Source organism: Pseudomonas sp. OVF7 (genome assembly GCF_030644265.1).
Lineage (GTDB): Bacteria > Pseudomonadota > Gammaproteobacteria > Pseudomonadales > Pseudomonadaceae > Aquipseudomonas > Aquipseudomonas gorinensis.
Genome location: NZ_CP128996.1, coordinates 1,279,198 through 1,291,879 on the forward strand (window position 1 = coordinate 1,279,198; position 12,682 = coordinate 1,291,879).

A 12,682-nucleotide genomic window follows, 5' to 3' on the forward strand; every position below is an offset into this window, starting at 1 on the left:
TGGGGAGCAGAAAGTAGGCACAGGCGGATAAAAACTTTAAATACTATAAATTCACAATTTAATAGCTTTTAGATCTATGCAAGTGAAAACGCCGGCCCCAGAGGACTATGCATAAACAGCATCGAAAATATTCTTCGAATGCATTGGATGCGTGTCCGGCAGAGGCTTTAAATGATTTTTCTTATCCCCCAATCATCTTGATTGCGTTTTTATAAGATCAAAAACACATAACGCCATCGGCGACAACGGAGGTCCTCCATGGCCCGAATTTCACTTTTAAGCCTCCCGCTCGCGGCCCCCGGCGCCACGCCACGCTGGCCGCTGCGCAGTGAACGGCTGTTGCCATGGTTGCTGCCGGTGACGCTGTTGGCGCTGTGGTGGCTGGCCAGCCGCAATCACTGGATGAGCGAGCAGATCCTGCCGCCACCGTCCCTGGTGTGGAGCAGCGCCGTGGAACTGGCCGGCGGCGAGTTGTGGAGCCACCTGGCAATCAGCCTGCAACGCCTGTTCTGGGGGCTGCTGGCGGGCATTGGCGCCGGGGCGCTGCTGGGGGCGTTGCTGGGTTTCAGTGCGCGCGCCGAGCGCCTGGTGTTTCCGACGTTCAGCGCATTGTCGCAAGTACCGACGCTGGCCTGGATTCCACTGTTCATGGTGTTCTTCGGCATTGGCGAAACCCTCAAACTGGTGGTGCTGGTGAAGGCGATCGTGGTGCCCGTGACCCTGCACACCCTGGTCGGCGTGCGCGACGCCCAACCCCAGTTGCGTGAAGCCGCCCGTGTATTGCGCCTGCCCACGTATCTGTTGATCCGTCGCCTGATCCTGCCCGCCGCGCTGCCGGCATTCATGGCCGGTGTACGCCTGGCCCTGGCGGCCGGCTGGACCTCGCTGCTGGCGGTGGAGTTGCTGGCCTCCAGCGAAGGCATCGGCTACCTGATGGTGTGGGCGCGCCAGCTGTTCATGTTGGATATTGTCTTCGTGTGCATCGTGGTGATCGGCGTGCTGGGCATCGCGATGGATCGCGGCATTGGCTGGCTGGATCGCAAATGGGTGCACTGGCCCCATCCGGCCACGGCGCAGATTCGTCGCGGGCCGCGCTATCAAGGCTGGCAGCGTTTGCAACCGTGGTTGCTGCCCTTGCTGTTGCTGGCGCTGTGGCAGGTCGCGACGCAACAAGGCTGGGTAGACCCGAACATTCTGGTCAGCCCATGGGTGGTGTTGCACACCACCGTCGCCGGGGTCGTGGATGGCAACCTGAGCGCTGCACTGGGCACCAGCCTGGGGCGAAGCCTGGGCGGGTTGGTACTCGGGGGCGGCCTTGGCTTTGCCATGGGTCTGTGGCTGGGGCTGTCCCGGCGCAGCGAGCGGGTCCTCGGGCCGACCCTGGCTGCCTTGCGCCAGATCGCGATTTTCGCCTGGGTGCCGTTGCTCACTGCCTGGTTTGGCCTGGGTGAGTTGGCCAAGTGGGTGTTCATCGCCCTCGCCGCCTTCTTCCCGCTGTTTATCGCCACCCAACGCAGCGTGCTGAATCTGTCGCCGCAGCTCAACGAAGCGGCGCAGGTGTTGCGCCTGAACCTGTTCCAACGGTTACGACGCCTGGTGCTGCCAGGCGCCGCAGCCGGTATTTTCGCCGGCCTGCGCCTGAGCCTGATCTACGCCTGGCTGGGCACCATCGGTGCGGAATATTTCATGCCGTCCAACGGCGGTATCGGCAGCCTGATGATCGGCGCCCAACAACTGCTGCGCATGGACCTGATCATGAGCGGCATGCTCCTGGTCGGCCTCACCGGCGCGGCCCTCAACCTGATCGGCCAGCGCATCGAAACCCGCGCCACCCGCTGGAGACACGCATGAACGCACCTATCGTCAGCTTCAACCATGTGGGCAAGACCTTTGACGTCGATGGCTTCGAGCTGGAAGCCATCCGTGAATTCAACCTGGAGATTGCCGAAGGCGAATTCGTCGCGATTGTCGGCTCCAGCGGCTGCGGCAAATCCACCCTGCTGCGCCTGTTGGTGGGGCTGGATACGCAGTTTCGCGGCGAGATCCGCGTCGACGGCAAAGCGGTCAACGGCATCGGCGGCGAACGCGGCATCGTGTTCCAGGAGCACCGTTTGTTCCCCTGGCTGACCGTGGCGGAAAACATCGGCCTGGGCCTGGTCAACGAGCCGTTGAGCGAGGCCGAGCGAAACCGGCGCATTGCAGACTTTATCGAACTGGTCGGCCTCACCGACTTCACCCGCGCCTATCCGCACCAACTGTCCGGTGGCATGGCGCAACGGGTGGCGATTGCCCGCGGTCTGGTGGCCAGCCCGCGCATCCTGTTGCTGGACGAACCGTTCGGCGCCCTCGACGCCCTGACCCGCCAGCAAATGCAGGACGAACTCCTGGCAATCCGCGCCCGCGCCAAAATCACCACGGTATTGGTGACCCACGATGTGGAGGAAGCGATTTTCCTCGCCGACCGCGTGGTGGTGATGGAGCCCCGGCCTGGGCGAATCAAGCAGGTGGTGGATATCGCCCTGCCCCACCCGCGCCAGCGCAGCAGTTTCGAATTCCACCAACTGCGTGAGGAGCTGCTGCACGAACTGACCAGCGACGGCCATTACCAGCCGCCCGCGCGCGAACAGATCCGCGACCTGCCACTGGCTTTTATTGCCTGCTGAAAAACCGCCTGCTAATGAGGAGCGCCTTGATGCCGCAACGTCCCAATTTTCTCGTGATCCTGGCCGATGACATGGGCTTCTCCGACCTCGGCGCCTTTGGCGGGGAAATTTCCACCCCGCATCTGGACGCCCTGGCGCTGAACGGCCTGCGCCTGACCGACTTCCACACCGCCCCCACCTGCTCGCCCGCCCGCTCGATGCTGCTGACTGGCACCGACCACCATATCGCCGGTATCGGCACCATGGCCGAGGCGCTGACCCCGGAGCTGATCGGTAAGCCCGGCTACGAGGGTTACTTGAATGACAAGGTGGTGGCGCTGCCAGAGCTGCTGCGCGAGGCCGGTTACCAGACGCTGATGAGCGGCAAGTGGCACCTGGGCCTGACCGCCGAACTGGCGCCTCACGCCCGCGGTTTCGAGCGTTCGTTCTCACTGCTGCCGGGGGCGGCCAACCACTACGGCTTCGAACCGACCTATAACGACGACACCCCAGGCCTGCTCAAATCCACCCCGGCGCTGTACATCGAAGACGACCGGTTCGTCGAGCAGTTGCCCAAGGATTTCTATTCCTCGGATGCCTTCGGCGACAAGCTGCTGCACTACCTCAAGGAGCGCGACCAGGCCCGGCCGTTCTTCGCTTACCTGCCGTTTTCGGCGCCGCACTGGCCGTTGCAAGCGCCTGCGGACATCGTCGAGAAGTACCGTGGCCGCTACGACGCCGGCCCCGAAGTGCTGCGCCTGAAACGCCTGGAAAAACTCAAGGCACTGGGGCTGATCGACGCTGAAGTCGAACCCCACCCGTTGATCGAGCTGACCACCCAGTGGGCCGCCTTGACCGACGAGCAGCGCCAGGTATCGGCGCGGGCCATGGAGGTGTATGCGGCGATGGTCGAGCGCATGGACTGGAACATCGGCCGGGTCGTGGATTACCTGCGCCAGCAGGGGCAGTTGGACAATACGTTCATTGTGTTCATGTCCGACAACGGCGCCGAAGGTGCGCTGTTGGAGGCGTTCCCTAAGTTCGGACCGCAGTTGCTCACCTACCTCAACCAACATTACGACAACAGCCTGGACAACATTGGCCGCGCCAACTCCTATGTCTGGTATGGCCCGTCATGGGCGCAGGTGGCGACGGCGCCGTCGCGGTTGTTCAAGGCGTTCACCACCGAAGGCGGGATTCGCGTACCGGCGCTGGTGCACTATCCGCAGCTGTCGCTCAAAGGTCGTATCAGCCACGGGTTCGGCACGGTGATGGACATCACGCCGACCATCCTGGACCTGGCCGGCGTGCGTCATCCGGGCAAACAATGGCGCGGCAAGCCGGTGGCGCCGCTGCGGGGCAAGTCGTGGCTGGGCTTCCTCTCTGGCGAAACCACCCAGGTGCACGACGACAATACGGTGACCGGCTGGGAACTGTTTGGCCGCCGCGCGATTCGCCAGGGCCAGTGGAAGGCCGTATACATCCCCGGCCCCGTGGGCCCGGCGACCTGGCAGCTGTATGACCTGGGCCAGGACCCTGGAGAAATCCACGACCTGGCCTTGAGTCATCCGGACAAACTCGCCACGTTAATCGGCCACTGGCAACAGTATGTGGACGAAACCGGCGTGGTGCTCAGCGCATCGCCGTTTCAGCCGGATTGAGGCGGGCCTGCGGCCGCGTGGCGGGTTCAAGCCGATTGGCCCGCGCAAACGTACCGAAATCATTGAACCGCACGCCCATCTCCGCCATGACCTTATGCGCCACCTTGGCCGTCATCTGGCGGATGTAGAACGGTTCCTTGACCACAAAATGGTGAATCCCGTGGGTGCTGCCGAAGTTGAAGCAGAACGCCTGCAATGGCCACATCCACCAGGGGTTGAGTACTTGGGTCTGCTGGATCACATTGCCCAGCTCAACATCGCCGTAGTAGTGCATGTTGGAACTGACGAAGTGCAGGCAAAAGGTGCGCAGCACGTTGGGGCCGATGATCACCACGGCCGCGATATCGATCACGTGCATCACCTGCAAGGTACCGGCGGACCAGGCGATCGGCGTGCCCAGCAGGCTGGCGATGCCGTTGGCGGCGTGGAAACCGAGGAACACGTACCACGCGCCCCAATGCAGCAACGCCAGCGGCGCGTACACTAGCAGCGAACGCTTGAGGATCTTGAGTTTGTGGTCCCAGGTCTTGGCGCGCAGCATGCGGATAAACGCCGACATCACGTTATCGCCCACCATCAGCAACCGCGCCAAGCCCCAGGGCTCGCCGTTGGTGATGGCGCGTTCTTCCATATCGGTCTCGGTGCCGGAGACCTTGTGATGATTGAGGTGCAGGTGCCGGCGAATCCACGGGTTGATGGTGCTCGGCCGCGCCAGCCAGACCAGGCCCATCATCAGGTTGTGCGGCAGGCGCTGCTTGCGAAAGTACATGCTGTGGATCAGGTCGTGTTCCAGCTCGTGGGTCAATGAGGCCAGGAACGCGTTCAGCAACAGGCACACCCACCAGGCCATGACCCCGGTGATGTAGAGCGCCGCCGAGCCGATCATGCCGGCCAAGGCAAACGCCAGTATGCCCGCGCCCAATGCGTCTTGATGCAACAGCCAGGGGTGCTGCTGGCGCAAGCGCACGCCTTCGGCCAGCACCACCTCACGGATATGCGCCGAACGCTGTTGTGCGTTCATCTGCTGGGGACTTGCAGAAGTACCGTCCATGCTTCCATCCTCTTGTTTACTGATGTGTCCATCCTGCCCCAAGCGATCCGGCAGGACGCTAGCCCCGGACGCCAACCTGTTGACCGCAAGCGCCAATCGCCATGACCGAACCGACTTCCCTCGCCAGCTGGACCCGCGCACTGCGCAAGCAGCTCGACGCCCTGGGCCTCGACAGCGCCGCCCTGTGCGCCCAGGCCGGTCTCGACCCCCAGCAGATGGACGACCCCAATGCGCGCTACCCGTTGTCGGCCACCACCCGGCTATGGGAACTGGCGGTGCAGGCCAGCAACGACCCGGCGATCGGCTTGCGGGTGTCGCGGTTTGTCAGCCCGACCACCTTTCATGCGTTGGGCTATGCGTTGGTGGCCAGCGGCAGCCTGCGCGAGGTGTTCGAACGCATCGTGCGTTATCACCAGGTGGTCAGCGATGCCCTGACGCTGGAGCTGAGCCGGGAAGGCGAGCGCTACCGCTTTCGCCTGCTGCAACCGCCGGGCAGCCCGGCGCCGGCGCTGGAAGCCATCGATGCGTTTGCCGCGATCTATGTGCGCACCTGCCGCAATCGCCTGGGCCGCGACTATGCGCCGTTGGCGGTTTACCTACGGCGCCCGGAACCCGCCGACCCCAAGCCCTGGCACACGGTGTTCCGCGCCCCGGTGTTTTTCGGCGCCGAGGAAGACCGCCTCGAATTCGCCGCCAGGGATTTCGACAGCCACCTGGACGATGCCAACCCGGAACTGGCCGAACACAACGAAACCGTGCTCAAACGCACCCTCGCCCAACTGCAACCGCTGACCTGGGAACGCAAGGTGCGCGCGGCCATCGAGGCGCAACTGCCCGATGGCGAGCCGAATGCCGAGCGGATTGCCCAGGCGTTGCATTTGAGTTTGCGCAGTTTGCAACGGCATCTGGCGGACGAGGGGTGTCGCTTTGATGCGTTGCTCAATGAATGCCGGGAAAACCTGGCGCTGCTGCACTTGCGTGATCCGCAGTGCTCATTGGCGGAGATCAGTCATCTGCTCGGGTTTGCTGATACCAGCAGCTTTAATCGCGCGTTCAAGCGCTGGACGGGGATGACGCCGGGGCAGTTTCGGGATGGGTTGCGGTAGGTGGATTTGTGGGGTGGCTGAGGGCCTCATCGGGGGCAAGCCCCCTCCCACAGTTGAAATGCGTTCCCCTGTGGGAGGGGGCTTGCCCCCGATGGCGATCGTTCAGGCACTACCGTCACGGGATCATTCAGCGGCTCCGGTCCCGCCGCAACAGTTTCTTGACCCGCATCACCAATGCCTTGGCCGCAAACGGCTTGAGCAGGTAATCATCCTCGTGCAATTCCAGCCCGCGCAGGCGATCTTCAATTCCACCCGGCGTGGTCAGGAACAACACCGGCGTTTCGCCCTTCTGCCGAATCGCCTGCTGCAACTTCCAGGCATTCAAGCCCGGCAGCATGACATCCAGGATCACCAGGTCGTACTCCGCGCTTTCGACAAACCGCTGCGCCGCCATGCCGTTGGCCGCGACTTCCACGGTGTAGCCCGCCTCGTTCAAACCCTGGGCCATCCGCTGTGCCTCTTCGGATTCATGTTCCACTAACAGCACGCGCATAACACACCTCGATTGATCAGGGTTGCAGGCTAACACCCTCAGGTGTGCGCCGCCTCTCGTAGCCGCTGTGCGTCGAGGATTTCGATCTCGCCGTAGCCCAGGCGCACGATGCCCTGGGCTTGCAGGTCCTTGAGCAAGGCATTGGTGGTCTGGCGCGACAGGCTCAACATCGCCGCCAGGTCTTCCTGGGGCAGTTGCAGCACGCGTTTTGACGGTTCCATGTCGCCGTAACCCTCAACGATCATCAACAGCCGATGGGCCAGGCGGACCGAGGCGGGCATCAGGCTGAGCTGTTCAAGGCCGATAAAACTCAGGCGCAGCTTCTGGCTCATCAACAAGGCCAGGTCACGCCAGTACCGGGGGGACTCCTCGAGGATCTTCAGCAACGCCTGCTGCGGCACCTGCACCAGCGTGCACGGCCCCGTGGCACAGGCGTCGTGGGTGCGCGGCAAGCCGTCGAACAGGCAGATTTCGCCGAACCAATAGGGCGCGCCCACCAGGCTCAACAGCGCTTCCTTGCCGTGCTCGTTCACCGCACTGACACGCAAGGTGCCTTCAAGCACCGCATACAAGCCACAGGGCGGATCACCGCGCTTGAACAGGTATTGTCCCGCCGTCAGCTGCCGCAGCCGGGCATGGGCCAGCAGACTATGCTGGAAAGGTACAGGCAGGTGACTGAACCAGTGACCGACGGCCAGCCGGGCGTGCCATTGCGTCGCATCCATGGGAACTCCGAAGATTGTCGCCCAACTGACAGTTAGTCGCAGGCTGACAGGGCATGATCAAACATCCTACAGGAGGAACAACAATGAAAAGCCTCGTCGACCACCTCAGTCAATACGCCGCCTACCACCGCGACCCGCGCAATATCGCCAGCCACTTTATCGGCATCCCGCTGATCGTGGTGGCCGTCGCGGTGCTGCTTTCACGCCCGGAATGGCCGCTGGCCGGGTTCTGGCTATCGCCGGCCGTCTTGGTCGCGCTGCTGGCGGCGTGGTTTTACCTGCGCCTGGAACTGGCCCTGGGTGTGTTGATGACGGTGCTGATGGGGCTGTCGGTGTGGGCCGGGCATGAGCTGGCCGCGCACAGCACGCAGGTGTGGCTCGGCAGCGGCATCGGCATGTTCGTGGTGGGCTGGGTGATTCAGTTCGTCGGGCACTACTACGAGGGCAAGAAACCGGCGTTTGTGGATGATGTGTCGGGGTTGATTGTCGGGCCGCTGTTTGTGGTGGCGGAGTTGGCGTTTCTGCTGGGGTTGCGGCATGACCTGAAGGCGGACATTGAGCAACGCTCGGGCCCGGTGGCGCGCCGCGATCTAAAGCCGAGAGAAATCTAAATGTGGGAGGGGGCTTGCCCCCGATTGCGGTCCTTCAGCCAAGTATTCGTTAGCTGACACACCGCTATCGGGGGCAAGCCCCCTCCCACATTTGGTTCCATTTTCACATTGGGTAGTGCGGAGTTATCAGGCTTTTTGCCAGACCTTGGGCTTGAAGAACAGGGTCTCGCCACGGGCCAGGCCGGTCAGGCTGTCGTGGTCTTTCACCACTTCGGCTTCGATCAGCTCGCTTTGGCCTTCAACCTTCAACGTCACCCGCGTGGTCGCGCCCAAGGGGCGGATATCGCGCACTTCGGCGGCGTGGTGGTCTTCCAGCTCATGACGTGACAGCGACACTTCATGGGGGCGGAACAGCACATGCTGGTCTTCACCCAGGTGCAGGCGGTTGGAGTCGCCGAGGAAGTGGTACACAAAATCGCTGGCCGGGTTTTCGTAGACGTCGCCCGGTGAGCCGATCTGCTCGATCACCCCCTTGTTCATCACCACGATGCGGTCGGCGACTTCCATGGCCTCTTCCTGGTCGTGGGTCACGAACACCGACGTCAGGTTGATGTCTTCGTGCAGGCGCGCCAGCCAGCGGCGCAGCTCTTTACGCACCTTGGCGTCGAGGGCGCCGAACGGTTCATCCAGCAACAGCACTTTGGGCTCTACCGCCAGGGCGCGGGCCAGGGCGATACGCTGGCGTTGGCCGCCGGAGAGTTGTTCCGGGTAACGGTCGGCCAACCAGTCCAACTGCACCATGTTCAGCAGTTCGTGGACTTTGGCCGCGATCTGGCTTTCGTTGGGGCGCTGGTTCTTCGGCTTCATGCGCAGGCCGAAGGCAACGTTGTCGAACACGGTCATGTGGCGGAACAGCGCGTAGTGCTGGAACACAAACCCGACATTGCGATCACGCACGTCGTGGCCGGAGACATCTTCACCGTGGAACACGATGCTGCCGGCATCCGGGGTTTCCAGGCCGGCGATGATGCGCAGCAACGTTGTCTTGCCACAGCCGGAAGGGCCTAGCAACGCCACCAGCTCGCCACTCTGGATATCCAGATTGATGCTGTCCAGGGCCTTGAAAGCGTTGAAGTTCTTGCTGACATTACGGACTTCGATCGACATGACTTATTCCTCAGCCGCTGCGGCGCGCAGGCGGTTAATACGGTTCTCGCTCCACTGCTTGAGCAGCAGGATGAAGAGCGCCAGGATCAGCAGCAGGCTCGCCACCGCAAAGGCGGCGACGTGGTTGTATTCGTTGTAGAGAATCTCGACGTGCAGCGGCAAGGTGTTGGTGACCCCACGAATGTGGCCGGACACCACCGACACCGCGCCGAACTCACCCATGGCCCGCGCGGTACACAACACCACGCCGTAGATCAGGCCCCATTTGATGTTCGGCACGGTCACATGCCAGAACATCTGCCAGCCATTGGCGCCCAGCAGGCGCGCGGCCTCTTCTTCCTGGGTGCCCTGTTCCTGCATCAGCGGGATCAGTTCACGGGCGACAAAGGGCACGGTCACGAAGATGGTCGCCAACACGATGCCGGGCAAGGCGAACACGATCTGGATGTCATGCGCCTGCAACCAGGGCCCGAAGAGGCCCTGGGCGCCGAACATCAATACGTAGACCAGGCCCGCAATCACCGGCGAGACCGAGAACGGCAGGTCGATCAGCGTCACCAGGATGCTTTTGCCACGGAACGAGTACTTGCTCACGCACCAGGCGGCACTGACGCCGAATACCAGGTTGAGCGGCACCGAAATCAACACGGCGATCACCGTGAGTTTCAACGCGGACAACGCGTCCGGTTCAAGGATCGCGGTGAAAAACGCACCGAGGCCGTTCTTCAAGCCCTGGGATACCACGATAAACAGCGGCAGCAACAGGAACAGGAAGAACACCAGCCAGCCCAGGCCGATCAGGATGCGCCGGGAAACAGCGCTGCCACGGCGGGCTGCGTTGGCCGAGGCTGCAGCGGAAATAGACGATTGGGACATGTTCCGCGCCTCCTTATGGACGTTCGATGCGCCGCTGCAACAAGTTGATCAGCAGCAACAGGACAAAGGAAACCACCAGCATCAGCACGCCGATGGACGTGGCGCCGCGGTAGTCGTATTGGTCGAGCTTGACCATGATCAGCAGCGGCAGGATCTCAGTCTTCATCGGCATGTTGCCGGCGATGAAAATCACCGAACCATACTCACCGACACCCCGGGCAAACGCCAGGGCGAAGCCGGTCAGCCAGGCGGGCAGCAACGCGGGCACGAGGATGTAGCGGAACACCTGCAACGGCTTGGCGCCCAGGCAGGCGGCGGCCTCTTCGACTTCCCGGGGGATATCGGCGAGCACCGGCTGCACCGTGCGCACCACGAAAGGCAGCGTGACGAAGGTCAGCGCCAGGGTGATGCCCAACGGGCTGTAGGCGATCTTGAAACCCAGGTCGGCGGCGAACTGACCGACCAGGCCGGTCGGCGTGTACAGCGCGGTCAGCGCGATACCGGCCACGGCGGTGGGCAGGGCGAACGGCAGGTCGATCATCGCGTCGATGATCTTGCGGCCGGGGAAGGTGTAGCGCACCAGCACCCAGGCCAGCAGCGTGCCGATCACACCATTGATCAGCGCGGCGTACAACGCGGTGCTGAAGCTCAGTTTCAACGCCGCCAGCACACGGGGTGCGGAGATGATGTTCCAGAACTGATCCCAGGTGAGTTGAGCGGCATGTACAAACATCGCCGCGAGGGGGATGAGTACGATCAGGCTGAGGTACACCACGGTGTAGCCCAGCGTCAGCCCGAAGCCGGGTATGACGGGGGAAATACGACGCGACATAAGAGTCCTTGGTTAAAGGTAGAAACCACTGTAGGAGCGAGCTTGCTCGCGAAGAACTCAAGGGCACCGCGTTCATTCAGAATGCCCGCGTCATCATTGACGATCTTCGCGAGCAAGCCCGCTCCTACAGGTACTTTGGCTTACTGCGCCGTGTAGATCTGGTCGAACACGCCACCGTCGTTAAAGAATTTCGGTTGGGCAGTTTTCCAGCCGCCGAAGTCTTTGTCGATAGTCACCAGGTCCAGTTTCGGGAACTGCTGGGCGTATTTGGCAGCCACTTTTGCATCGCGTGGGCGGTAGAAATTCTTGGCTGCAATCTCCTGGCCAGCCGGGCTGTACAGGTGCTTCAGATATTCAGTGGCGATTTCGGTGTTGCCCTTTTTCTCGGCGTTCTTGTCGACCAACGCCACTGGCGGCTCGGCGAGGATCGACAGGGAAGGTACGACGATATCGAACTTGTCGGCGCCGCCATCTTCTTTCAGCGCCAGGAACGCCTCGTTTTCCCAGGCCAGCAACACGTCACCCTGACCGTTGTTGACGAAGGTAATGGTCGAACCGCGAGCCCCCGTGTCCAGAACCGGTACGTGCTTGAACAGCTCTTTCACGTATTCCTGGGCCTTGGCTTCGCTGCCACCGGCCTTGAGGCCATAGGCCCAGGCGGCGAGGAAGTTCCAGCGCGCACCGCCGGAGGTTTTCGGGTTCGGAGTGATCACCGACACATCTTTCTTGATCAGGTCGCCCCAGTCCTTGATGCCTTTGGGGTTGCCCTTGCGCACCAGGAACACGATGGTCGAGGTGTATGGGGTGCTGGCGTCCGGCAGGCGAGTCTGCCAATTCTCCGGCAGGGTCTTGCCCAGCTTGGCGATTTCGTCGATGTCACCGGCCAGGGCCAGGGTCACCACGTCGGCGCGCAGGCCGTCGATCACGGCCCGGCCTTGCTTGCCCGAACCACCGTGGGATTGCTGGATCTTGACGTTGTCGCCGGGGTGGGACTGTTTCCAGAAGGTGGTGAACTCAGCGTTGTAGTCCTGGTACAGCTCACGGGTAGGGTCATACGAGACGTTGAGCAACTCGTAGTCCTTGGCAACGGCGGAACCGGCAAACACGGCACTGGCCAAGGCGGCCAGGGCATAACGGCGAATCGACGACATAGAAGCTCCTGAAATTCTGGGGGTGTTGGCTTTTTCTTATAGTTGCGGGTCTATCGCCGTTCTTGCCTAGCTCGGTTTGTTCCCCGGGTTCTGCAGACGGAATTTTTCCTTGCGTTCGATCTGTACCACTTGGGCGTTGTGCACCGTGATTTCCACCGCGCCAAACCGCAGATCGCGCAGGGCGCTCTGGATCTCACGCAAAATGGCTGCTTCGTCCTGGCCGTCGACGCTACGTAGAGATGCGCTCATGGTCTCGCTCCTGAAATGAATAGTGCCTCGCAGTGGCGGCACTGCTTGCGGCGTGAGGGCGATAGTAGATAAGCGCGGATATTCTTAAAAATACTATTTAAGAATGTTTATATAACCAGAAAGAATTTTCTGACAGGACGCGGGGTTGCGCGAGGGTTTTGCGCCCGAGCGCCGAAAT

Annotated in this window: 13 protein-coding genes; 5 read left to right on the top strand and 8 right to left on the bottom strand. The window is 62.1% G+C overall.

Annotated features, from left to right (window positions below):
• The first annotated feature begins 258 nt into the window (after positions 1 to 258).
• From QU606_RS05680 to QU606_RS05690, 3 genes are read left to right on the top strand one after another with little or no spacing between them, the layout of a single operon-like run.
• Positions 259 to 1,851 carry an ABC transporter permease gene (locus QU606_RS05680; protein ID WP_193690053.1) on the top strand — a complete coding sequence of 531 codons (1,593 nt, stop codon included), beginning with the start codon at positions 259 to 261 and terminating at the stop codon, positions 1,849 to 1,851.
• A complete protein-coding gene (locus QU606_RS05685) occupies positions 1,848 to 2,663 on the top strand; it encodes an ABC transporter ATP-binding protein (protein WP_024072751.1) in 816 nt (271 codons plus the stop codon). Before QU606_RS05680 ends, QU606_RS05685 begins: the two co-directional genes overlap by 4 nt.
• Positions 2,664 to 2,692: 29 nt before the next feature.
• Positions 2,693 to 4,303, top strand: a complete 1,611-nt coding sequence (locus QU606_RS05690; protein ID WP_304998192.1) for an arylsulfatase — start codon at positions 2,693 to 2,695, stop codon at positions 4,301 to 4,303.
• Here the strand turns inward: QU606_RS05690 and QU606_RS05695 are convergent.
• Positions 4,275 to 5,354 (bottom strand): fatty acid desaturase, encoded by a 1,080-nt coding sequence (locus QU606_RS05695; RefSeq protein ID WP_024072749.1) that lies wholly within the window; start codon positions 5,352 to 5,354, stop codon positions 4,275 to 4,277. The two genes, QU606_RS05690 and QU606_RS05695, sit on opposite strands and share 29 nt — an antisense overlap.
• A gap of 101 nt (positions 5,355 to 5,455) precedes the next feature.
• Here QU606_RS05695 and QU606_RS05700 point away from each other — a divergent pair, with 101 nt between their 5' ends.
• A complete protein-coding gene (locus QU606_RS05700; protein ID WP_024072748.1) occupies positions 5,456 to 6,460 on the top strand; it encodes an AraC family transcriptional regulator in 1,005 nt (334 codons plus the stop codon).
• 127 nt (positions 6,461 to 6,587) lie between these two features.
• Here QU606_RS05700 and QU606_RS05705 read toward each other — a convergent pair whose 3' ends face one another.
• Positions 6,588 to 6,953, bottom strand: a complete 366-nt coding sequence (locus QU606_RS05705; RefSeq protein WP_024072747.1) for a response regulator — start codon at positions 6,951 to 6,953, stop codon at positions 6,588 to 6,590.
• Positions 6,954 to 6,991: 38 nt separating this feature from the next.
• Positions 6,992 to 7,678, bottom strand: coding sequence for a Crp/Fnr family transcriptional regulator (locus tag QU606_RS05710; protein WP_150056533.1), 687 nt, complete (start codon positions 7,676 to 7,678; stop codon positions 6,992 to 6,994).
• A gap of 83 nt (positions 7,679 to 7,761) precedes the next feature.
• Here QU606_RS05710 and QU606_RS05715 point away from each other — a divergent pair, with 83 nt between their 5' ends.
• Positions 7,762 to 8,289, top strand: a complete 528-nt coding sequence (locus tag QU606_RS05715) for a DUF962 domain-containing protein (RefSeq protein ID WP_024072745.1) — start codon at positions 7,762 to 7,764, stop codon at positions 8,287 to 8,289.
• A 126-nt stretch (positions 8,290 to 8,415) separates the two neighbouring features.
• Here the strand turns inward: QU606_RS05715 and QU606_RS05720 are convergent, their stop codons facing one another.
• From QU606_RS05720 to oscA, 5 genes are all read right to left on the bottom strand, one after another.
• A complete protein-coding gene (locus QU606_RS05720; protein WP_024072744.1) occupies positions 8,416 to 9,396 on the bottom strand; it encodes a sulfate/molybdate ABC transporter ATP-binding protein in 981 nt (326 codons plus the stop codon).
• A 3-nt stretch (positions 9,397 to 9,399) separates the two neighbouring features.
• A complete protein-coding gene (gene cysW / locus QU606_RS05725) occupies positions 9,400 to 10,272 on the bottom strand; it encodes a sulfate ABC transporter permease subunit CysW (RefSeq protein WP_024072743.1) in 873 nt (290 codons plus the stop codon).
• 13 nt (positions 10,273 to 10,285) lie between these two features.
• Entirely contained in the window at positions 10,286 to 11,104 is an 819-nt protein-coding gene (cysT, locus tag QU606_RS05730; RefSeq protein WP_024072742.1) for a sulfate ABC transporter permease subunit CysT, read from the bottom strand.
• Positions 11,105 to 11,244: 140 nt separating this feature from the next.
• On the bottom strand, positions 11,245 to 12,255 hold the full coding sequence (locus QU606_RS05735; protein WP_304998194.1) for a sulfate ABC transporter substrate-binding protein: 1,011 nt from the start codon (positions 12,253 to 12,255) through the stop codon (positions 11,245 to 11,247).
• Positions 12,256 to 12,321: 66 nt separating this feature from the next.
• Entirely contained in the window at positions 12,322 to 12,504 is a 183-nt protein-coding gene (gene oscA / locus QU606_RS05740; protein ID WP_003170956.1) for a sulfur starvation response protein OscA, read from the bottom strand.
• Between the last annotated feature and the right edge of the window lie 178 nt (positions 12,505 to 12,682).

Bases quoted from the DNA above. Each gene is read 5' to 3' on its own strand.
- QU606_RS05680 (WP_193690053.1), top strand. From the start codon at position 259: ATGGCCCGAATTTCACTTTTAAGCCTCCCGCTCGCGGCCCCCGGCGCC.
- QU606_RS05685 (WP_024072751.1), top strand. From the start codon at position 1,848: ATGAACGCACCTATCGTCAGCTTCAACCATGTGGGCAAGACCTTTGAC.
- QU606_RS05690 (WP_304998192.1), top strand. From the start codon at position 2,693: ATGCCGCAACGTCCCAATTTTCTCGTGATCCTGGCCGATGACATGGGC.
- QU606_RS05695 (WP_024072749.1), bottom strand. From the start codon at position 5,354: ATGGACGGTACTTCTGCAAGTCCCCAGCAGATGAACGCACAACAGCGT.
- QU606_RS05700 (WP_024072748.1), top strand. From the start codon at position 5,456: ATGACCGAACCGACTTCCCTCGCCAGCTGGACCCGCGCACTGCGCAAG.
- QU606_RS05705 (WP_024072747.1), bottom strand. From the start codon at position 6,953: ATGCGCGTGCTGTTAGTGGAACATGAATCCGAAGAGGCACAGCGGATG.
- QU606_RS05710 (WP_150056533.1), bottom strand. From the start codon at position 7,678: ATGGATGCGACGCAATGGCACGCCCGGCTGGCCGTCGGTCACTGGTTC.
- QU606_RS05715 (WP_024072745.1), top strand. From the start codon at position 7,762: ATGAAAAGCCTCGTCGACCACCTCAGTCAATACGCCGCCTACCACCGC.
- QU606_RS05720 (WP_024072744.1), bottom strand. From the start codon at position 9,396: ATGTCGATCGAAGTCCGTAATGTCAGCAAGAACTTCAACGCTTTCAAG.
- cysW (WP_024072743.1), bottom strand. From the start codon at position 10,272: ATGTCCCAATCGTCTATTTCCGCTGCAGCCTCGGCCAACGCAGCCCGC.
- cysT (WP_024072742.1), bottom strand. From the start codon at position 11,104: ATGTCGCGTCGTATTTCCCCCGTCATACCCGGCTTCGGGCTGACGCTG.
- QU606_RS05735 (WP_304998194.1), bottom strand. From the start codon at position 12,255: ATGTCGTCGATTCGCCGTTATGCCCTGGCCGCCTTGGCCAGTGCCGTG.
- oscA (WP_003170956.1), bottom strand. From the start codon at position 12,504: ATGAGCGCATCTCTACGTAGCGTCGACGGCCAGGACGAAGCAGCCATT.